Below are 21275 nucleotides of genomic sequence, written 5' to 3'. Positions count from 1 at the left end.
TGACAACCGATTACCTTTTGTACTTTACGCTTATTTATACATCAGATCTGGGTGTTTTATCACCTATTTTTAATAAATTTAGTAAAAAGGCGGCACATGGCCGCCTTTCGATTTACTCTTTAATCTGTGAGTCGTTACTGTTTAGCAATGATTTCATCATTTTCAACATCTAGAGTCACTGGTTTACCCGGAATCAACTTACCTGACAATATCTCTTGTGCAAGCGGGTTTTCTATTTCTTGTTGGATAGCGCGTTTTAAAGGGCGCGCACCAAAGATTGGGTCAAAGCCGGCTTCACCAATTTTCTCTAATGCAGCTGGTGTTGCACTAACTTCATATCCATGCTCTTCAAGACGTTTATATAGACGAGCAAGCTGGATATTGGCAATATTCATAATGTGTTCTTTACCTAATGGATGGAACACAACTACTTCATCAATACGGTTGATAAATTCTGGTCTGAAGCTGTGAGCAACAACTTCCATCACCATATCTTTCATTTCTGAATAACCGATTACACCAAAACGTTCTTGAATTAAATCAGAGCCAAGGTTTGAAGTCATGATGATCACTGTATTACGGAAATCAACAGTTCTACCTTGCCCATCAGTTAAACGCCCATCATCTAATACTTGAAGTAAGATATTAAAGACATCAGGATGCGCTTTTTCTACTTCGTCCAATAAAATAACTGAATATGGACGACGGCGAACCGCTTCGGTTAGGTAGCCACCTTCTTCATAACCTACATATCCTGGAGGTGCACCTACTAAGCGTGAGACTGAATGCTTCTCCATAAATTCAGACATATCAATTCGAACCATTGCATCATCACTATCAAACATAAAGTTTGCGAGTGCTTTACACAGTTCGGTCTTACCTACGCCTGTTGGACCAAGGAACATAAATGATCCTATTGGACGATTAGGGTCTGACAACCCCGCACGGCTACGACGAATCGCATTTGAAACCGCAACAACCGCTTCATCTTGGCCGATTACTCGACGATGTAATTGCTGTTCCATTCGTAACAGTTTTTCTCTTTCACTTTCCAGCATCCGAGAAACAGGAATACCAGTCCAACGCGCTAAAATTTCAGCAATCTCGACATCGGTGACTTTATTGCGTAAAAGCTTCATGCTTTTACCCTCTGCCTTTGTTGCTGCTTCTAGCTGTTTTTCCAACTCAGGAATACGGCCATACTGTAACTCAGACATTTTAGCGAGATCACCACTACGGCGAGCTTTTTCAATTTCGTAACGCGCATTTTCTAATTCAGCTTTAATATGCTGAGTTCCCGTTAATGATGCTTTTTCAGCTTTCCACTCTTCTTCTAAGGAAGAATACTCGCGTTCTTTTTCTGCAAGTTCGCCTTCCAACATTTCAAGGCGTTTTTTACTCGCATCATCAGACTCTTTTTTCAGTGCTTGTTGCTCTAGCTTGAGCTGGATGATACGACGTTCCAAGCGATCGAGTGACTCTGGTTTAGAGTCCATTTGCATACGTAAGCTCGCACCTGCTTCATCAATTAAGTCGATAGCTTTATCTGGCAGCATACGATCGGAGATATACCGATGCGATAATGTTGCAGCTGCAACTATTGCTGGGTCAGTAATTTGCACATGGTGGTGCAATTCATAGCGTTCTTTCAAACCACGTAAGATTGCGATGGTATCTTCAACACTTGGCTCTGCAACATATACTTTTTGGAAACGACGCTCTAAAGCGGGATCTTTCTCTATATATTGGCGATATTCATCCAATGTAGTTGCACCAACACAATGTAGCTCCCCGCGTGCTAATGCAGGTTTTAACATATTACCCGCATCCATAGCGCCGTCAGATTTACCTGCGCCAACCATAGTATGTAACTCATCAATAAACAGAATGACATTACCTTCCTGTTTAGCTAAGTCATTTAATACGCCTTTTAAACGCTCTTCAAATTCACCACGATATTTAGCACCTGCAATCAACGCCCCCATATCAAGAGACAATACACGTTTATTTTTTAGACCTTCAGGAACTTCACCGTTAACAATACGTTGTGCCAGTCCTTCAACAATTGCAGTTTTACCTACACCGGGTTCACCAATGAGTACTGGATTGTTTTTTGTACGACGTTGTAACACTTGAATAGTACGACGAATTTCCTCATCGCGGCCAATTACTGGGTCTAACTTGCCTTGTTCGGCACGCTCAGTCAGGTCGACAGTAAATTTCTTTAGAGCTTGACGCTGGTCTTCAGCGCTTTGGTCATTCACTTTATCTCCACCACGCATCTGTTCTATTGCCTTATTCAAATTAGCTTTATTAACACCTGCTGCTTTGAGCATATCTGCAAGCGATGTATTGGCTTCTATAGCAGCGACAAGAAATAACTCGGAGGAGATAAATTCGTCTCCATTTTTTTGTGCGAGTTGATCACATAAATTCAAATGACGCATTAGGTCATTTGATGGTTGTACATCCCCAGCAACACCTTGCACTTGAGGTAAACGGGCAAGTGCATCTTCAATTTGATGTTGAAATTGTACTGCGTTGACACCTATCGTCGTCAAAAGAGGACGAACTGATCCGCTTTCTTGATTAAAAAGTGCACTTAATAAATGAATTGGTTCTATAAACTGATTTTCGCGCCCAAGGGCTAATGACTGGGCGTCAGCGAGAGCTTGCTGGAATTTATTAGTTAAACGATCCAGACGCATAACACCTCCACTAAGTATGAGATTAAAATTGCTTCTGAATAATAAATAGGGTCTATTTTTTATTTATTCAAGTTTAGAGAGTGATTATTTTAGTGATATATGTTATTTCGGAATAAATAACTAATTGTTATTTGTTTACCCATATTAATGAGGCCATCCGCCCCGTCTTTCCAGCTCGGCGGTAGGAAAAAAATCTGTTTTCATCGCTCACAGTACAAAAAGAACCACCATAAATAGATGAGATCCCAACTGCTTGCAGCTTTATACGAGCTAATAAATAGATATCAGCTAAAAATTTATCACCCTTCGCGATAAAACCTGATTTTAAATCGTTTGATTGATTAATAAATGCTTGCCTAACTTCAGCACCGACTTCAAATTTTTCAGGACCAATCGCAGGACCAAGCCAAGCCATAATTTCATTGGCAGGATTAGTAAATTGAGAAATAGTATTTTCAAGAATGCCATCACACAAGCCTCTCCAGCCGGCATGTGCTGCGGCAACCTCTTTACCATCTTTACTACAAAATAAAACAGGTAAGCAATCTGCCGTCATAATTGCGCAAACTTGGCCAGCTTGATTAGTATAAATTGCATCAGCCTGCCTATTTTCAAAGGTATTACCGTTTAAGTGTAATACCTTTGTTCCATGGATTTGTTCTAGCCACAACGGATGTTGAGGCAAGTTAGCTAATGAAACTAAACGACTACGATTTTCACTGACGGCTTCGGGTACATCACCGACATGACTACCCAAATTCAAACTATCAAATGGGGGCAAGCTGACCCCACCAATACGTGTAGTACTACAGCTTAATACATTCTTAGGCTGCGGCCAGTCAGGAAAAATCAGTTCGTTCATTACCAGTCCATATTGTCTTTATGCAGTAAAAAGTCAGCTTTTAGGGCATTAATAAGCTCAACCATATCATCAGGTAATGGAGCATGCCACTCCATTTGAATACCTGAAATTGGGTGATACAAACGCAGCATCGTTGCATGCAAAGCTTGACGATCAAATTTACGCATTACATCAAAGAATTCTTCAGTAGCACCTTTTAACGGACGAGGACGTCCACCATATAAAGCATCACCAATAAGTGGATGATTAATATGTGCCATATGGACTCTGATTTGGTGCGTTCGACCGGTTTCAAGACGCAGACGTAAGCGAGTATGTGCTCTAAAGTGCTCCATGATGCGGTAGTGCGTAATAGCAGGTTTCCCCATTGGATGAACAGCCATGTGGGTACGTTTGGTTGGGTGCCTTGATATAGGCTCTTCAACCATACCACCTGCCGTCATTCGACCAACAGCAACCGCCTCATATTCACGAGTAATTTCACGCAATTGCAGTGATTCCACCAAACGAGTTTGTGCTGGAACTGTTTTAGCAACTACCATCAAACCTGTCGTATCTTTATCTAGACGGTGAACAATACCAGCGCGTGGTACATCGACAATTTCTGGATAGCGATAAAGTAATGCATTTAAAATAGTTTTATCCGGATTACCAGCACCTGGATGCACAACCAAACCACGTGGCTTATTAATAACAAGGATATCGTCATCTTCATAAATAACATCAAGAGGGATATCTTGCGGTTCCCAGCGATTAGGCTCTTCAATTAAAGCATCGATTAAAATTTGTTCGCTACCTAAAACTTTTTCCTTTGGCTTATTGATAACTTTCCCATTAACCTGCACTCTATCATCTAAAATCCACTCTTTTATACGTGAACGTGAATAATCAGGGAACAATTCAGCTAAAGCTTGATCTAAACGTTGACCGAGCTGTGATTCAGCAACAATTGCATTAAGTTGTACTTGTTGAGCCATAAATTAATCTACTTTTTTAGTGTTTGTATTTTGACGGCGTAGCCGTTTTATTTAAAATATATGCTATTGTAACTCGAATTTTTGCCGGGAGCCTTACGGATAGTCTCCCTCGAAACACTCAGAGGATAACCAACACGTGATGATACGTATGAAATATCTGGTGGCTGCCGCCACGTTGAGCCTGGTTCTCACCGGATGCTCCAGCAATAATGAAGTCAACCCTGATAGCACTCCAGCTGAAATGTACAGTGTTGGTCAGCAAAAGCTACAGGACGGTAACTATAAAGCAGCCATCAAGCAACTGGAAGCGTTGGATAACCGCTATCCATTTGGCCCATATGCTCAGCAGGTACAATTAGACCTGATTTATGCTTATTATAAATCAGCTGAGCTACCAATGGCGATAGCGGCAATTGACCGTTTTATGCGTTTAAATCCAACGCATCCAAACATTGACTATGTTCTTTATATGCGTGGTTTGACTGCAATGGCTTTAGATGACAGTACATTGCAAGGTTTCTTTGGTATCGACCGTTCAGATAGAGACCCACAACATGCAAGAGTAGCCTTTAAAGATTTTAGCCAATTAGCGCGTTACTATCCTAACAGTCTCTATGCTAATGATTCCACTAAACGTCTCGTTTATTTAAAAGATCGTTTGGCAAGATTTGATCTCTCTGTTGCTGAATACTACAACAAACGCGGTGCTTATGTCGCGGTAGTAAATCGTGTACAACAGATGCTTAGAGATTATCCAGACACTGAAGCTACCCATAAAGCATTAAAATACATGGAGATAGCTTATAAAGAAATGGGATTAAATGTAGAAGCTAATAAAGTTCAGAGTATTATTGCTGCAAACAATAATTAGCATATAATTAATTTTGAAAAAATAGCAGCTTAGGCTGCTGTTTTTTCTCATAAAACTGAAAAATCGTGACATGTCACGCTAATCAAAATGAATCAAAATCAGTAAATTTTTGCTTTTTAGAAGCAGCAAGACGAACTTTTAAACCCTTGTGACACTCATGTTTTCGAGATATTTCTATTATCGAGATATCGTGACTCTTTAAATTTTAGCGAACTTCCACGAGCCTAGAATTTAGCCCAAAAAAAGCACCGACTATTAACCGTTTTGATAGTCAACTATTTCAGTTTCGCTCAAGAAATCAAAATAGGCAATCTCTTTCCCTTCCTTTTTTATGTTCAATCACAGTTAAGATTAAGGCTAATCATTACGTGTCAAAAGTGTGACGCACATCACGTTTTTTATGCAAATAATTAGTATTCTAGGTACATCGAAGACGGAAACAATGAGAGGTAACTATATGATAGTGAACATAACTAGCAAACAAATGGATATTACTCCCGCTATCCGAGAACACATTGAGGGCCGTCTTAGTAAACTCGATAAATGGCAAGTCTCTTTGATTAATACACATGTTGTATTATCAAAAGAGCCACAAGGTTTTATGGTAGATGCCAACATCAAAACAGCGACAGGAAAATTAGTTGCAAGTGCCAAACATGAAGACATGTATGTTGCTATAAATGAGTTAATTAACAAATTAGAAAGACAACTTAATAAAACACAACACAAAGGAGAATCAAGAAGAGCCAACAATAGTGTAAAAGAAGCGAACCTCGTTACGTTATAATTTTATATTATCTACAAACTTATCTTGAAACCTCATAACGCGCTCTTAATGGGCGCGTTTTTCATATATGCGTTTGTTTTTTGTTGACATCTGAGCGCGTATCGGGTTTATTTAGGAAGCAAACAATTAACGGAAATATAATATGAACATGAATTTTGTCTTCTTTTTCTTCTTTAGCCACTCTTATTAGGGGCTTTTTGTCGTTCGAGAAAGAAAAGAAGACAAGATTTTAAAGCCCCCTCACTCAGGGGGCTTTTTTATTCACTGATGTTTTATAGGGTAGGTAGGATGGACAACAGCACTAATTTACTGAAAGTACGTGAAAAAATCAGCCAATTGGACAGTGAACTTCTCGGCCTACTGGCTAAGAGACGCGGATATGCCGTTGAGGTCGCACAAACAAAATTGGAAGATAGCCGCCCAATCCGAGACAAAGAACGTGAGCGTCAATTGCTTGATGTTTTAATCAATAAAGCTAGACCATTAGGATTAGATGGCTTTTATGTCACTCGCCTATTTCAGATGATCATTGAGGACTCAGTTCTTACTCAACAAGCCATCTTACAACAACACCTTAACCTGACTCCAAATGACTCTGCACGCTTTGCATTTTTAGGCCCTAAAGGTTCTTACTCACATATTGCAGCACGCCAATATTCAGCTCGATACTTCGATCAATTAGTTGAATGCAGTTGCCATAAATTTCAAGATATTTTCTCTCTCGTCGAAAGCGGTCAAGCTGATTATGGTATCTTACCGATTGAAAACACCAGCTCAGGTGCTATTAATGATGTTTATGACTTACTTCAAAACACCACATTATCAATTGTCGGTGAGATCCGTTTACCAATTAACCATTGCCTACTAACGGCGGGTAAAACTGATCTGAGTAAAATAGATACTGTCTACAGCCATCCACAACCATTCCAACAATGTAGCCAATACTTATCTCAATTCCCACATTGGAAAATTGAATATTGCGACAGTACTTCCAGCGCAATGCAAAACGTAGCACAGTTAAATTTACCCAATGTCGCAGCCTTGGGGAGTGAGGCTGGAGGTACTCTTTACGGTTTACAAGTTCAAGAACATAGCCTAGCTAATCAACAAATTAACATGACTCGTTTTATTGTTGTTGCTCAGCAGCCCATAGAAGTGACTGAACAGGTTCCAGCTAAAACAACGCTACTGATCACAACTGGACAACAGGCTGGTGCGTTAGTTGATGCATTAATTATTTTAAAAAATAATAAAATAATTATGAGCAAACTAGAATCACGTCCAATTAATGGCAAACCATGGGAAGAGATGTTTTATATTGATGTACATGCCAATGTGCGCTCAGACAATATGCTGCAAGCATTAAAAGAGCTATCAGCAATAACTCGCTCAATCAAAATTCTCGGTTGTTACCCTTCCGAAAACATTGTTCCTGTTGAACCTGAAAAAATAACACCCTAGCTTATATCATCAGTAAATTACTTTTCATAAAACGAAAGCTAGTCGATTCACACCGACTAGCTTTTTTAACCGAATCATTTATCTATCATTGTGCTCAAACATTGAAAGCTACAATATAACTTACTTGCGATTGTCGTTTGCACGTTGTAATAGTGATTGGCTCTCTTTCATGAAATGATGAGCATCTTCGCCAAACCATTTACTAACTTCATTAAATTGCCGTATAAATTCATCTTTATCTTTTCTTTCGAGCATTTCAATTGACTGCCCTAATAATTGATAGTAACGACGAATTAGCTCAACATTTTCATCGGAGGACATAATAATGTCCGCATAAAGTTGTGGATCTTGAGCAAATAAACGCCCGACCATTGCAAGCTCCAAACGATAAATTGGAGATGACAGATCTAACAATTGCTGTAAATCGACTTGCTCTTTCGCCAAATTTTGACCATATGTAAATGTCGCAAAATGGCGTAATGCTTGAATAAAGCTCATGTTTTTATCATGGTCATCAGCCACTATTTTTTTCAGGCGCGCTCCCCAAACTTGTAATTGCTCAAGAAACCACTGATAAGACTCACTACTTCTACCATCACAAAAAGCAAATACTTGTTTAGCTACACTGCCTACATCTGAACCAAACATAGGATGTAAACCTAGAACTGGCCCTTCATGAGCAGCGAGCATTGCTTGTAACGGCTTCTGTTTGATAGATGCAATATCAATCAGCAACGTATCTTTATTTAGTTTAGGTAGCTGTTGAATGATTTGTACCGTTAAATGTATTGGAACACTGATGATAACTACACTTGCGCCTGATAGAATCGATTCTGCTTGAGGCCAATCATGTTCAGAAAGCACTTTAACTTGGTAACCGGATAAAGTAAGTAGGCGATTAAATAACCGCCCCATTTTACCATCACCGCCAACAATAACAATTGGGCCAGCGTCAGGTTTTAATGTTTTAAAACCTTTATCATTTTCACGCGCATAGGACTCCCTCATAATGCGACGAAGAATATCTTCTATCAGATCAGGAGGGATCCCCATACGTTCAGCTTCTTGGCGACGAGCAGTCAACATGCTTGACTCCCGCTCAGGTACATAAATTGGTAGCCCATGTAAGCTTTTAACTTCGCCAACTTCAGCGACAAGTTGTAACCGTTTAGCTAATAAATCCAATAAAGATTTATCAACTTCATCAATTTGTTCCCTAAGATGAGAAAGTTCAACAGACATACCTATACCTTGTATTAGCTCGCGATTTCTAATTTTTCTGCACGTTGTTCAAGCACGGGAGATAATGCCTGATGTAAATTACGCAGTACTGATTCGGTTGTTTCCCAGTTAATGCAGGCATCTGTCACAGATACGCCATACTTCATCGCATCACGTGGTTGCTCTGAACTTTGATTGCCTTCATTTAAATGGCTTTCTAACATAATACCTGTTATTGACTGATTTCCATTAGTTATTTGTTCAATAATAGAATCAATAACCAGTGGTTGACGACGGTAATCTTTATTTGAATTACCATGACTACAGTCAACCATCAATGATGGCTCGAGCCCTGCTTTTCTCATTTCGATTTCACAAGCGGCAATATCTTCAGGGCTATAATTTGGCGTTTTACCACCACGTAAAATAACATGCCCGTTTTCATTGCCTTTTGTATGTAACAAACTTACTTGACCAGATTGATTGATACCCATAAAACGATGTGACATCGAAGCTGCTTTCATGGCGTTAATTGCCGTGGATAAACTACCATCGGTTCCATTTTTAAAGCCAACAGGCATAGACAAACCAGATGCCATCTCCCTATGAGTTTGTGATTCAGTCGTTCTTGCACCAATTGCCGACCAACTGAAGAGGTCTCCTAGGTATTGGGGATTATTGGGATCTAAAGCTTCAGTTGCAAGTGGTAAGCCCATTTCAACTAAATTAGTCAGAAGATCACGAGCAATATGCAACCCTTTTTCCATATCAAATGAACCATCCATTAATGGATCACTAATTAAACCTTTCCAACCTACCGTCGTACGCGGTTTTTCAAAATAAACACGCATCACAATATATAAACTATCACTCAATTCTTCAGCAAGCTTCTGTAAACGTTGGCCGTATTCAATCGCAGCGTCTACATCATGAATAGAACAAGGACCACATACTACGAGTAAGCGTGGATCACGCTGATGAATAATATCAGCAATTGTTTTACGTGAAGCAGCAATGGCATGCAGATTGCTGTTACTCAGTGGAAACTTTTGTTTCAAAGCTTCAGGTGTAATGAGTACCTGTTCGTCATGAATATTCACATTATTGAGTGCATCTTTTTGCATGATCATTTTTATTACCTACTTAACTTATTGTTTATATATTGTGTTTGATTGCTTAAGACATAAGATACCATGAGACGTAAAGATTACAATCCATTAATGTAAAATAAATACAGTCTTGTAAATAATTAATTACACATACATAGCTGATTGATTTTAAATAATATTAAAGACAAATCCAAATAAAAAAAGATTAAAAAACAAATGTCATTTGTTTTTTCGTATAATAATGTTTACGAAACCCATGGATTTAAGTAATAATTCGTATAAAAATAAAGATTATTGATAAAGAGAATGGGTTAAGAAAAAAAGCAGAAGAAAAAGAATAGATGAAAACAAAATATAGATAAAAAATGTCATCAAAGACATAGCATTGTGATAAATAAAAATAAGTTATTAAACGCAGAAAGGCCCGCTAAAGCGGGCCTTATCGTAACTTTCGGATGTAGCGAAAGCGTATTACTTGGCGTTCAGACGCTCTTTGATACGAGCTGCCTTACCAGAACGCTCACGCAGGTAGTACAGTTTAGCTCTACGAACGGCACCACGACGTTTAACAGCGATGCTATCTACGACTGGAGAGTGAGTTTGGAATACACGCTCAACACCTTCGCCGTTAGAAATTTTACGAACAGTGAATGCAGAGTGCAGACCGCGATTACGAATAGCAATAACCACGCCCTCAAATGCCTGCAGACGTTTTTTAGAGCCTTCTACGACCCATACCTTAACTTCCACAGTATCACCTGGACGGAATGAAGGTAGGTCCTGCTTCATCTGCTCTTGTTCAAGTTGTTTAATAATGTTGCTCATAATAATTCTCTTACCCTAGGTAAACTGATATATGTTAGACAATTAGTTTAATTGTCTAGATTCACTTGTTGCCCAGACTGATATTCATTTTGAAACTCAGTCAGCAACATCCTCTGCTCGTCAGTCAGAGCTAGGCTTTCCAGAAGCTCAGGTCTTCTAAGCCAGGTACGGCCAAGTGATTGCTTCATACGCCAGCTATTTATCTTTGCATGATTTCCAGATAATAAAATATCAGGAACTTGCATACCGTCTAATACTTCAGGGCGGGTATAGTGTGGACAATCCAACAAGCCATCTGCAAAAGAATCTTCCTGAGCAGAAGCTTGGTGACCAAGTACCCCCGGAATAAACCGAGATACAGAGTCAATCAACACCATTGCGGGGAGTTCCCCACCACTGAGAACGTAATCACCGATTGACCATTCTTCATCAACTTCGGTTTGAATGATCCGCTCATCAATGCCTTCATATCGACCACAAACTAGAATTAACTTCTGATTTGTTGCCAACTCGCAAACTCCGTCTTGACTGAGCTTACGCCCCTGAGGTGACAGATAAATCACTTTCGCGCCTTCACCCGCCTCAGTTCTTGCTGTGTTAATAGCATCCTTTAAAGGTTGCACCATCATCAGCATGCCTGGACCACCACCATAAGGGCGATCATCGACTGTTTTATGTTTATCGTGAGTAAAATCTCTCGGATTCCAACATTCAACAGACAGCAGGCCATTTTTCACTGCCCGGCCAGTTACCCCGTACTCGGTTATTGCGCGGAACATTTCGGGAAACAGGCTAATTACACCAATCCACATTATTTAGTCCCACTCATAAAAACCGTCAACCGGAGATTTAAAAACCAGGATCCCAATCAACTTCAATCAGTTTAGATTCGAGATCGACTTTCTTGATAACCTGCCCATCAAGAAACGGAACTAACCGTTCCTTGATGCCAAATGCATCTTTTAGATTAGCTTTAATCACAATGACATCATTAGAACCCGTTTCCATCATATCGATAATGGTACCTAGGTCATACCCATCCAACGTTACAACATGGCAGCCCATAAGGTCTTTCCAATAGTAATCGTTGTTATCTAATTTAGGGAGTTGGGTTGAATCAACCGTAATCTCAAAATTAGTTAAGAGTGTAGCTGCATCGCGATCATCGACCCCGCTCAGCTTAACAATGATATCTTTGTTATGGTGTTTCCAATCTTCTATTTCAATGTGTTGCCACTGACCAGAACGTTGAATAAACCACGGTTGATAATCAAAAATACTTTCAGCTTGTTCGGTGGACGAAAAAACTTTGAGCCAACCACGAATCCCATATGCAGCGCCTAATTTACCCAAAATAATTGGATTAGTAGGAGGCACTAGATTTACTTGCTTGCTCATAGCTACCACCGTGACAGATTAAGCTGCTTTTTTAGCTTGTTTGACCAGTTGTTCAACACGGTCAGAAACAGTTGCGCCCAGACCAACCCAGTGCTCAACGCGATCTAAGTCTAAACGCAGTTCTTCTGCTTGACCTGATGCGATTGGGTTGAAGAAGCCGATACGCTCGATGAAACGACCGTCACGCGCATTGCGGCTATCGGTTACAACGATTTGATAGAACGGACGCTTCTTAGCACCGCCACGAGATAAACGAATTGTTACCATAACATCCTCATTAGTTAATAAAACAACCAGACTCCATCGAGGGATAGAGTCCGGTTGTTATATAAAAAGCTCGAAAATTTTACTCACTTTGACACAAAAATCAACCAAAAGTGCATATTCTTTCTGACTTCATTGTTTAACGCCCCGGGAATCCCGGTGGCATCATACCTTTCATACCACGCATCATTTTAGCAAGACCGCCTTTTTTCATCTTTTTCATCATGCGTTGCATGTCATCAAATTGCTTCAAAAGACGGTTTACTTCTTGTACGTTGGTACCTGAACCCGCAGCAATACGGCGCTTGCGAGATCCTTTAATAATTTCTGGCTTTTCGCGCTCTTTACGCGTCATCGAATTGATTATCGCTTCCATACGGACAGTGATTTTATCATCCATCTGAGACTTAACCGCATCAGGAACTTGGGACATGCCAGGCATTTTACTCATCATGCTCGCCATTCCGCCCATATTGCGCATTTGTTTTAACTGACTTAAGAAGTCATTTAAATCAAAGCCATCACCCGTTTTTAGTTTTTTGGCTAGTTTTTCTGCTTGGTCACGGTCAACTTTATGCTCAATCTCTTCGATCAGCGTTAAAACATCGCCCATGCCCAAAATGCGAGAAGCAACACGCTCAGGGTGAAAAGGCTCCAATGCATCAGTTTTTTCACCAACCCCTAAGAATTTGATTGGCTTACCCGTAATAGCGCGAATAGATAAAGCAGCACCACCACGAGCATCGCCATCGACTTTAGTCAGGACAACCCCTGTCAGAGGAAGCGCTTCATTAAATGCTTTAGCCGTATTCGCGGCATCTTGCCCCGTCATCGCATCAACAACAAACAGCGTTTCTACTGGGTTAATAATTCGATGAACGTCTTTAATTTCATCCATCATCGCTTCATCAACGTGCAAACGACCTGCGGTATCGACTAACAGTACGTCATAGAATTGTAGCTGGGCATGTTTTAAAGCTTTTTGTACGATAGCAACAGGTTTTTCTTGGGCATCTGATGGAAAGAAATCAATGCCGACTGTTTCTGCTAAAGTCTCTAATTGTTTAATTGCCGCTGGACGATAAACGTCAGCGGAAACCACTAAAACTTTTTTCTTTTGTTTTTCTTTTAATAACTTACCTAACTTTGCAACGCTGGTTGTTTTACCAGCACCTTGCAAACCTGCCATCAATACAACAGCAGGAGGCTGAGCAGATAGATTAAGCTGATGGTTTTCTTCTCCCATTGCTCGCGTGAGTTCATTTTTTACAATTTTGATGAACTCTTGTCCTGGCGTTAAGCTTTTATTTACATCCTGCCCAACTGCACTTTCTTTTACTTTTTGAACAAATTCACGAACAACAGGTAGCGCGACGTCAGCTTCCAGCAAAGCCATACGGACTTCACGCAATGTATCTTTAATATTATCGTCAGTCAGACGGCCACGCCCGCTGATGTTGCGCAAACTGCGCGATAGTCTGTCGGTTAAATTATCAAACATATGTCTTAGCTCAATTCTGTTTATGGGCCCACTGTCTAAGCTAGATTTGGTTGCTAATACTCACAAATGCAAGTGCTTAATCGCTAATTTAAGCAAACTTTTGATTATTTCTCTTTTTAAAGAGATATAATTCGTAATAACCATAGCTGAAACCAACGCAGAGATCTTTGGGCTAGTGTATCATACCAGACGTTTATTCGCTTCTATCTGTTTAGTGTTATGATATTAGCATGATACTTTCACAAAAAACTGCTATGCGAAAACCTGCAAAATATACCTTTAAGAGCGATTAACAACTAAGAAGAAGCTTATTAACTGTGCCAATGGTTGGAGCATACAGCTGCACGAGTTATACTAGTCAATTACTATCCACTTAAAATGAATAACGACACTATACTATGCCCGTATTTGCAGTCATAGCAGTTTGTACATATCTGGTCAGCCTATCTCTGATCGTTCCTGGTCAGGTGCGTAAGCAACCAATGTACCGCCGACTCGCCCTTTTATTAGCGGTTATTGCACTTGTCACTCATGCAATAACGCTTAAGTTACTTATTTTTCGTGGAGATGGAGCACAAAATCTCACATTATTAAATTTAGGTTCAACCGTCAGCTTGCTAATGTGTATTATTATGACCGTTGTCGCCTATCAAGGTAAAGCTTGGTACTTAACACCAATTGTTTATAGTTTTGCGATTATTAATTTAATGCTATCAACAATTATGCCAGGGGAATTTATTACTCACCTTGAAGGCAGTGTCCCTCTATTTATACATATTGGTTTAGCATTGCTAAGCTACGCAACTCTTTTAATCGCAGCCTTGTATGCATTTCAAGTAGCACTCATTGACTATCAACTTAAAAATAAAAAGCTAAAATTTAGCTCAAACATGCCTCCAATGATGGTTATTGAGCGAAAAATGTTTCACATTACTCAAGTTGGAGTCATTTTACTAACGTTAACCTTATGTACAGGCTTTATCTATATGGATAATATTTTCGATAAAGAAAATATCCATAAGTCGGTATTATCTGTTATTGCTTGGTTCGTCTATATTATTTTGCTATGGGGGCACTTCCATGGCGGATGGAGAGGAAAACGCGTTCTATTTTTCCATGTTGCTGGTGCATTAATTCTTACTATGGCCTTTTTTGGCAACCGAGTTATACAGCACATCATGGTGTCTTAACTTTAACACTTTAAAATAAACGCATTTAAATTATAGCAATAAGGAACCTCGTTTTGGATTACGTATCAACTGGTACGCTCATGATTATATTGGTCATTCTAATCGTTATGTCGGCTTACTTCTCAGCCTCTGAAACTAGTATGATGACACTGAATCGCTATCGCTTGAAACATCTCGCCAAGCAAGGCAACCGATCTGCAAAACGAGTTGAAAAATTACTTAGGCATCCTGATAAGCTTATTAGTCTGATTATTATCGGCAATAATCTCATCAATATTATTGCATCATCTCTGGCAACAATTATTGGCATGCGCTTATATGGTAATGCAGGGGTCGCCATTGCGACTGGTATTTTAACCTTTGTCATCTTAGTTTTTGCTGAAGTAATGCCAAAAACTATCGCGGCACTTTATCCTGAAAAAATCGCTTTTCCAAGTAGCTATATTTTAAAACCATTACAAAAAATTATGTTACCCGTTGTCTGGACATTCAACAAAATCACACTGCTATTTATGTACTTTTTAGGAATAAAATCGCCAGTTATACGTAGTGATGCAGTGAGCAAAGATGAGCTTCGAACCATCGTTAATGAGTCAAAAACAAAGCTTACTCGACGCAATCAAGATATGTTGCTATCTATTTTAGATCTCGAAAAAGTCACTGTTGGTGACATTATGCTGCCTAGAAATGAAATTGTTGGTATTGATGTCAATGATGATTGGAAATCAATCGTTCGGCAGTTAACTCACTCACCTCATGGCCGCATTGTTCTTTACCGTGACTCACTTGAAGATGTTATCGGCATTTTACGTGTACGTGAGGCCTACCGCATGATGATGGAAAAACGAGAGTTCAATAAACAGAATCTAATCAAAGCCGCAGATAATATCTATTTTATTCCAAACAGCACCCCATTAAGCATTCAATTAATTAATTTTCAACACAATAAAGAAAAAATCGGTATCATTGTTGACGAATATGGTGAAATCCAAGGGCTTATTAGTGTTGAAGATATTCTTGAAGAAATCGTAGGTGATTTTACAACATCAATGTCACCTTCATTGGCCGAAGAAGTATTGCCACAAAGTGATGGAAGTGTGCTCGTTGACGGCACGGCTAACATCAGAGAGCTCAACAAAGCATTTGATTGGCATCTTCCTATTGATGGACCAAGAACGGTCAATGGAATGGTGTTAGAAGCTATCGGAGATATTCCTGATATAGAAGAAAAAATTGTAATCTCACACTATATGGTGGAAGTATTGCTGATTAGTGACAACATTATAAAACAAGTAAAAATTACCCCACTAAAAACAAACACTTCAACACATGAAATAAATTAACCTCTTTCATAAAAAAACTGCACCTTAATTTATTTAAAATTTTGGCGCAGTTTGCTGCTGTACTATCTATTAGATATTCTAGATATGTAATTCAGTCAATTTTTCAGCTGGTAATGCAAGTTCATCATTTTTATTAATACGGATATCTGATGCCAGTACATTGCGCGCAATTTGTTGAGCTTCACTCAGTGAATGCATATCACAAGTACCACACTGATAGATATTCAGCTCAGGTATTTTATTTTGATCTTGAACTTTTAATACATCCTGCATAGCACCTTTCCAAGCGCTCGCTACGCGTAGCTCATCAGGTTGGCCTATCAGGCTCATATAGAAACCTGTACGGCAGCCCATAGGTGAGATATCAATGATTTCGACACCATCACCATTGAGATGATCACGCATGAAACCTGCAAATAGGTGTTCAAGCGTATGAGTTCCTCTTTCTGACATGATTTCCTTGTTAGGAACAGTGAAACGTAAGTCGAATACAGTGATTGTATCTCCACTCGGCGTTTTCATGGTTTTTGCTACACGGACCGCGGGTGCAGACATACGAGTATGATCTACAGTAAAACTGTCTAATAATGGCATTTATTGACCTCCTGAAAAAAACTATTTTTATTTAAAAAATAAATGAAACTATTTTGAAATTGCCGAGTCTGAATTAATGAAAGACGCGCAAATTTGTTATCATCCCTAATTCTCTAAGATATTTTTTTGGCCACCAAATAAGTGGCCATTTTCTTTTAGCGCCCTGCATGCTTACGCAAATAATCTTCAAAACTTTCAGTTTCGCCTTTCTCAATCATAGACTGTTTTTTAATGGATGCTAATCGAGCATCTTCAAATTGAGCTTCTGTAATCACTTCATAAGGCTCATTCAATAGTTGATCATAATATTTTTCAGCTAGCTCTAAGCCGTAGCCACCAATACCTTGTGCCAGCATTTTATCCATCACTAATGCTGAATATGTCAATGTTGGATCTTCAAACATTGACATAAACTGATGGCAAACTTCTTGATATTTAGCATCACAGCGAGTGTCGAGTACCTCAGCAACACGGATCAAGTCCTTAAATAGTTGCTGACCAACCTCAACAAGTGGCTTCATCTCACTACCACAACCAAGACCAATAACTTGATCTGGTTTACGCCCTTCGAGGATCACTCGGTTCCAATTCTGACGGCTACAATCAAGCTCTTGTGAATTCATTTCAGGCGCATCGGCCAGCACACACCAGATCAAGAACAAATCAAGGAAACGCGTTTGTGTTTCATCAACGCCAATCGCGCTAAAAGGGTTAATATCCAATGCTCGCACTTCAATGTACTCAATACCACCACGTAATAATGCATCAGATGGAGACTCATCACCTTTTGGTACTCGTTTCGGCCGTATTGGTGCATACAGTTCATTTTCAATCTGTAGCACATTAGTATTCAATTGGATGTACTTGCCATCTTTTTTGACACCTAGCTCTGCAAACTCTTGAGACGGCTTATGAATAGCTTTTTTCAAACCGGCTACATAGGTATCTAAATCATTAAATGTAATGTTTAAATCGCTCTGAGACTTATTTGTGTACCCTAAATCACTCATTCTTAATGACGTCGCATAAGGCAAGTAATAGGTGCCATCCGAGGTCTTATCAAATGTTAATTTGGTATCCCTATCTTTTAAGAAAGAGCCACAAATTGCAGGGGATGCACCAAATAAATAAGGGATCACCCAACCAAAGCGGTAATAGTTTCTGATCAAGCGTAGATACCCAGCAGAAATTTGCTCTTTACCACTTTGTGCATCTTTCACTCCCGCCCAAGCTTGCCAAAATTCAATTGGTAACGAAAAGTTATAATGAACGCCAGCAATAGTTTGCATTAATGCGCCATAACGGTTTTTTAGCCCTTCTCGATACAAATTTTTGAAGCGGCCAATATTTGATTCACCGTACTGCGCAAGAGTGATTTTATCCTCGTTTTCAATAAAGCAAGGCATACTCAATGGCCACATTCTTTCATTATGAAGGTGTCGCGCCGTATAACGATGTAAATCCCTAAGAAAAGCCAAACTGTGGCCAATACTTTTATCTACAGGAGTAATAAACTCAAGTAAGGACTCAGCAAAATCTGTCGTAATCCATTTATGTGTTAATGCTTTTCCCAATTCCTCCGAATGCAAAGTTTCAGCAATAGAACCATTCGGAGTAACACGCAATGTTTCACGCTCAATACCACGTTGAATACCATTTAGTGCTTCTGGGTGTGCCTCTAACCATGAGAGTGCTTTGGATACGTCCGGGATCAAATCGACCTCCCGCCTGTGTTAAATTTTATTTTAGTAAGGTGCTTACTTTAGCGTAAATCATAGAAATTGTCGCTGTCTAGATGTGTCATTTATATAGGATGGGGGATTGAAATAGTGCTTAATAATCAGCATGCCGAATTATATGACTCGTCCTGATATAGATTGACAACTTTTTCAGACATAAAATGCTCGATGAATTTCATTGGGCGTTTTTCATTATGAATCTGTATTGATTCTTCAATTAACTTTATTGCTTCTGCTAAATTCCTCAAATTTATCAATCGGTAATCCATTTTCAATACTTCATTAACTCGTTTTGCTTGTGCATTTTGATAGCTGTCATAACCATCTGTCATTGAGTATTGAATATTGTATTTTTTATGGATTTTCTGATACTCCGATGAACAATATTGTAGACAACAATCGAAATGATAGACCAACGACGTTGTTGAACTTCGCCTTTTTAGCGCCTGAACTAACGATTTCTCTACAACCTTTATTTTCATGTTGTTGTCTAGATGGCAACCCACGATTTTTCGTGCATAAGCATCAGTCATTAAACTTAAATATGTATTACCTTCATGGGTGGGTAGATATGTAATATCAGCTAGCCAAAGTTGTTCTGGCCGTGAGGATACAAATCCTGACTTAACTAAACTTGGCTGTTGTAATGGTCAACAACGACCAATTTAAAGGCTAGGGAATAATCACGTTGAATTCGTTTACTGATTGGTTTCATTACACTCTCCAATTTTGAATTAGAAAAGTGTCAACCTTATTTAGGACGGGTCACAGATAAAAAAAAGCCCCTTTATTAAGGGGCTCAGATTGATGACGAACCCCATGTTTTCAGCATGGGGTTTATTGTTTCAGCGACCGAAGGTCGCGAGCGCGATATTTTTCTAAATATCCCATCATCAATAACTTTCTCAAGCTATATTCCGTTCTATATGCCTTTAATTGCCTTTGCATTAACCTAAAAAAGTAAAAAAGTAGCGCCAACAGCGCCATCTTCTTGATATTTTGCGCCGTTGCCGCTAATAAGCATTGCATCTGAACTTTACTCAGCCCACGGAACCGCGCATAGCGGTGACCATGATGCTGTTTGGCATCGGCAAAGCTTCTTTCTACCGTCTCTTTTCGCCTTGCATACACTTTTTTCCCCATTTCGTCAGCCTTAACGCATTTGACCATTCCTTCGCTTCCTCCCAGACATGTCGGGTCACGGTTTTTTCAGCCTTCTGATTTTGAGTGCACGATGAACGATGTTCATAGAGCTGACATTGCTGGCGGTTTGATTTGTAATGCTTATATCCATTGCGATCTGTTGTACTGTACGTCAGAAGTTCTCCCGCTGGGCACACATAGACATCGCGCTGTGCATCATACTGGAAGTGCTTCTTTTGATACGCATTTTGCCCTTTGTTCGGGCGTCGATAACCCGGCACGAGGGCGATACTCATTTCTTTCGCAAGGTGACAAACAGGGGCGGTAAAGTAGCCTGCATCCACACCTGCGGCCACTGTATTGAGGTTGAAGCGAGTAATTTGTCGTTGTAATCGACCAATGTAAGGTTGACTATCATGGACATTGCCGGCCGTCACATGCGTATCCATGATGATGCCATGTTTGCCATCAACTGTGCGATGGTCAAGATAAAAGAAGCCTTTCGGTTTATTGTCCCGATGTATAAAACCACTTTCAGGGTCAGTTGTACTCACTTTAGTGTTTTTGACGGCGCTGTTTTCGTTGGTTTTTTTTACGTCGGGTAAGGGCTTTTTTGCATGGTTTTTCCGGTCTTTTTCAACGGCAGCATTGAGTTGTTCGATATATTCACTTGGTGCAATGGGACGCTCTTCGTTAATGGCTTTACGCGAGTTAGCATCTGCTTTTAAGTGAGTACTGTCGGTGTAAAGAACGCGTCCATTCGCCATGCCACCACTGATGGCCTGCTCTACGACATGGTCAAATATCTGTTGGAAAATATCGCTGTCATTGAAGCGACGGATACGATTTTGGCTAAGGGTAGATGCATCTGGCACTTTTTCTGTTAATCCCATGCGTAAAAACCAGCGATAAGCCATATTGACTTGGATTTATTTAACCAGTTTGCGCTCTGATGGGATACCAAACAGATAGCCTAATAACATCATTTTAATCAATCGAACAGGGTCGATGGCAGGACGTCCATTATTAGGGCAATAAAGGTGAGCAACGGCATCGCGAATAAATTCGAAGTCCATAATGGCATCGACTTTACGAACAAGATGGTCTTCAGGAACAAGTTCATCAAGTGTGACGGTTTCGAACTGATATTGTTGGGGAGAAGGTTCTTTTAACATATCGGTTAGCTCATTATTTGTACTAACCTTATTAGATCAAAGTCCTAACTAAAAAGCTAGGACTTTGTCAGCAGTCTGAAGCCCCTTTATTAAGGGGCTTCTTATTC

Annotated in this window: 17 protein-coding genes, 2 pseudogenes and 1 other annotated feature; of the genes and pseudogenes, 5 read left to right on the top strand and 14 right to left on the bottom strand. The window is 39.7% G+C overall.

Translation table 11 applies throughout. The annotated features are described in order from the left end of the window. Positions 1-134: 134 nt before the first annotated feature. The 3 genes from clpB to rluD form a co-directional block, all read right to left on the bottom strand. A complete protein-coding gene (clpB, locus tag OOA_RS17615; RefSeq protein ID WP_008913523.1) occupies positions 135-2708 on the bottom strand; it encodes an ATP-dependent chaperone ClpB in 2574 nt (857 codons plus the stop codon). Positions 2709-2835: 127 nt separating this feature from the next. Then, on the bottom strand, positions 2836-3570 hold the full coding sequence (yfiH, locus tag OOA_RS17610) for a purine nucleoside phosphorylase YfiH (protein WP_008913522.1): 735 nt from the start codon (positions 3568-3570) through the stop codon (positions 2836-2838). Next, the gene (gene rluD, locus OOA_RS17605; protein WP_008913521.1) at positions 3570-4547 is read right to left on the bottom strand and encodes a 23S rRNA pseudouridine(1911/1915/1917) synthase RluD; all 978 of its coding nucleotides are present in this window, start codon (positions 4545-4547) and stop codon (positions 3570-3572) included. The genes yfiH and rluD overlap by 1 nt, the downstream gene beginning before the upstream one ends. Before the next feature lie 139 nt (positions 4548-4686). On the opposite strand from rluD, the gene bamD reads away from it, so the two are divergent. The 3 genes from bamD to pheA all read left to right on the top strand — a co-directional run bounded on the left by bamD (position 4687) and on the right by pheA (position 7666). Next, positions 4687-5418 carry an outer membrane protein assembly factor BamD gene (bamD, locus tag OOA_RS17600; protein WP_008913520.1) on the top strand — a complete coding sequence of 244 codons (732 nt, stop codon included), beginning with the start codon at positions 4687-4689 and terminating at the stop codon, positions 5416-5418. 457 nt (positions 5419-5875) lie between these two features. Then, positions 5876-6205: a ribosome-associated translation inhibitor RaiA gene (raiA, locus tag OOA_RS17595; protein WP_008913519.1), complete on the top strand. Its 330-nt coding sequence runs from the start codon at positions 5876-5878 to the stop codon at positions 6203-6205. 141 nt (positions 6206-6346) lie between these two features. Beyond that, positions 6347-6467, top strand: a sequence feature (Phe leader region). Between the two features lie 26 nt (positions 6468-6493). After that, entirely contained in the window at positions 6494-7666 is a 1173-nt protein-coding gene (gene pheA / locus OOA_RS17590; RefSeq protein ID WP_008913518.1) for a bifunctional chorismate mutase/prephenate dehydratase, read from the top strand. 120 nt (positions 7667-7786) lie between these two features. On the opposite strand, the gene tyrA is transcribed toward pheA, so the two are convergent. The 7 genes from tyrA to ffh all read right to left on the bottom strand — a co-directional run bounded on the left by tyrA (position 7787) and on the right by ffh (position 13984). Beyond that, on the bottom strand, positions 7787-8908 hold the full coding sequence (tyrA, locus tag OOA_RS17585; RefSeq protein ID WP_008913517.1) for a bifunctional chorismate mutase/prephenate dehydrogenase: 1122 nt from the start codon (positions 8906-8908) through the stop codon (positions 7787-7789). Positions 8909-8922: 14 nt separating this feature from the next. After that, positions 8923-10017, bottom strand: coding sequence for a 3-deoxy-7-phosphoheptulonate synthase (locus tag OOA_RS17580; protein ID WP_040691849.1), 1095 nt, complete (start codon positions 10015-10017; stop codon positions 8923-8925). Positions 10018-10467: 450 nt separating this feature from the next. After that, a complete protein-coding gene (gene rplS, locus OOA_RS17575) occupies positions 10468-10821 on the bottom strand; it encodes a 50S ribosomal protein L19 (RefSeq protein WP_008913515.1) in 354 nt (117 codons plus the stop codon). 47 nt (positions 10822-10868) lie between these two features. Further along, positions 10869-11633 carry a tRNA (guanosine(37)-N1)-methyltransferase TrmD gene (gene trmD, locus OOA_RS17570; protein ID WP_008913514.1) on the bottom strand — a complete coding sequence of 255 codons (765 nt, stop codon included), beginning with the start codon at positions 11631-11633 and terminating at the stop codon, positions 10869-10871. 37 nt (positions 11634-11670) lie between these two features. Further along, positions 11671-12219 carry a ribosome maturation factor RimM gene (gene rimM / locus OOA_RS17565; RefSeq protein ID WP_008913513.1) on the bottom strand — a complete coding sequence of 183 codons (549 nt, stop codon included), beginning with the start codon at positions 12217-12219 and terminating at the stop codon, positions 11671-11673. Between the two features lie 18 nt (positions 12220-12237). Next, on the bottom strand, positions 12238-12486 hold the full coding sequence (rpsP, locus tag OOA_RS17560) for a 30S ribosomal protein S16 (RefSeq protein WP_008913512.1): 249 nt from the start codon (positions 12484-12486) through the stop codon (positions 12238-12240). 136 nt (positions 12487-12622) lie between these two features. Next, complete coding sequence (gene ffh, locus OOA_RS17555) at positions 12623-13984, bottom strand: signal recognition particle protein (protein WP_008913511.1); 1362 nt, start codon at positions 13982-13984, stop codon at positions 12623-12625. Positions 13985-14382: 398 nt separating this feature from the next. On the opposite strand from ffh, the gene OOA_RS17550 reads away from it, so the two are divergent. Then, positions 14383-15174, top strand: a complete 792-nt coding sequence (locus OOA_RS17550; protein ID WP_008913510.1) for a cytochrome C assembly family protein — start codon at positions 14383-14385, stop codon at positions 15172-15174. A 53-nt stretch (positions 15175-15227) separates the two neighbouring features. Further along, complete coding sequence (locus tag OOA_RS17545) at positions 15228-16517, top strand: CNNM domain-containing protein (protein WP_008913509.1); 1290 nt, start codon at positions 15228-15230, stop codon at positions 16515-16517. 78 nt (positions 16518-16595) lie between these two features. Here OOA_RS17545 and luxS read toward each other — a convergent pair whose 3' ends face one another. The 4 genes and pseudogenes from luxS to OOA_RS17525 all read right to left on the bottom strand — a co-directional run bounded on the left by luxS (position 16596) and on the right by OOA_RS17525 (position 21069). Next, positions 16596-17111 (bottom strand): S-ribosylhomocysteine lyase, encoded by a 516-nt coding sequence (gene luxS / locus OOA_RS17540; RefSeq protein WP_008913508.1) that lies wholly within the window; start codon positions 17109-17111, stop codon positions 16596-16598. Between the two features lie 155 nt (positions 17112-17266). Continuing rightward, the gene (gene gshA, locus OOA_RS17535) at positions 17267-18826 is read right to left on the bottom strand and encodes a glutamate--cysteine ligase (RefSeq protein WP_008913507.1); all 1560 of its coding nucleotides are present in this window, start codon (positions 18824-18826) and stop codon (positions 17267-17269) included. A gap of 125 nt (positions 18827-18951) precedes the next feature. After that, positions 18952-19446 (bottom strand): annotated as a pseudogene (locus OOA_RS21415) (transposase); the annotation flags it as partial. Positions 19447-19687: 241 nt separating this feature from the next. Then, a pseudogene (locus tag OOA_RS17525) lies at positions 19688-21069 on the bottom strand (IS1182 family transposase). Positions 21070-21275: the final 206 nt, after the last annotated feature.

Source organism: Providencia burhodogranariea DSM 19968, assembly GCF_000314855.2.
GTDB lineage: Bacteria > Pseudomonadota > Gammaproteobacteria > Enterobacterales > Enterobacteriaceae > Providencia > Providencia burhodogranariea.
This window is presented reverse-complemented; position numbering and strand designations above follow the sequence as displayed.

Excerpts from the sequence above, each read along its gene's own strand:
- OOA_RS17550 (WP_008913510.1), top strand. The coding sequence starts at position 14,383 with ATGCCCGTATTTGCAGTCATAGCAGTTTGTACATATCTGGTCAGCCTA.
- bamD (WP_008913520.1), top strand. The coding sequence starts at position 4,687 with ATGATACGTATGAAATATCTGGTGGCTGCCGCCACGTTGAGCCTGGTT.
- rpsP (WP_008913512.1), bottom strand. The coding sequence starts at position 12,486 with ATGGTAACAATTCGTTTATCTCGTGGCGGTGCTAAGAAGCGTCCGTTC.
- yfiH (WP_008913522.1), bottom strand. The coding sequence starts at position 3,570 with ATGAACGAACTGATTTTTCCTGACTGGCCGCAGCCTAAGAATGTATTA.
- luxS (WP_008913508.1), bottom strand. The coding sequence starts at position 17,111 with ATGCCATTATTAGACAGTTTTACTGTAGATCATACTCGTATGTCTGCA.
- OOA_RS17580 (WP_040691849.1), bottom strand. The coding sequence starts at position 10,017 with ATGATCATGCAAAAAGATGCACTCAATAATGTGAATATTCATGACGAA.
- raiA (WP_008913519.1), top strand. The coding sequence starts at position 5,876 with ATGATAGTGAACATAACTAGCAAACAAATGGATATTACTCCCGCTATC.
- rimM (WP_008913513.1), bottom strand. The coding sequence starts at position 12,219 with ATGAGCAAGCAAGTAAATCTAGTGCCTCCTACTAATCCAATTATTTTG.
- pheA (WP_008913518.1), top strand. The coding sequence starts at position 6,494 with ATGGACAACAGCACTAATTTACTGAAAGTACGTGAAAAAATCAGCCAA.
- clpB (WP_008913523.1), bottom strand. The coding sequence starts at position 2,708 with ATGCGTCTGGATCGTTTAACTAATAAATTCCAGCAAGCTCTCGCTGAC.
- rplS (WP_008913515.1), bottom strand. The coding sequence starts at position 10,821 with ATGAGCAACATTATTAAACAACTTGAACAAGAGCAGATGAAGCAGGAC.
- ffh (WP_008913511.1), bottom strand. The coding sequence starts at position 13,984 with ATGTTTGATAATTTAACCGACAGACTATCGCGCAGTTTGCGCAACATC.
- trmD (WP_008913514.1), bottom strand. The coding sequence starts at position 11,633 with ATGTGGATTGGTGTAATTAGCCTGTTTCCCGAAATGTTCCGCGCAATA.
- rluD (WP_008913521.1), bottom strand. The coding sequence starts at position 4,547 with ATGGCTCAACAAGTACAACTTAATGCAATTGTTGCTGAATCACAGCTC.
- tyrA (WP_008913517.1), bottom strand. The coding sequence starts at position 8,908 with ATGTCTGTTGAACTTTCTCATCTTAGGGAACAAATTGATGAAGTTGAT.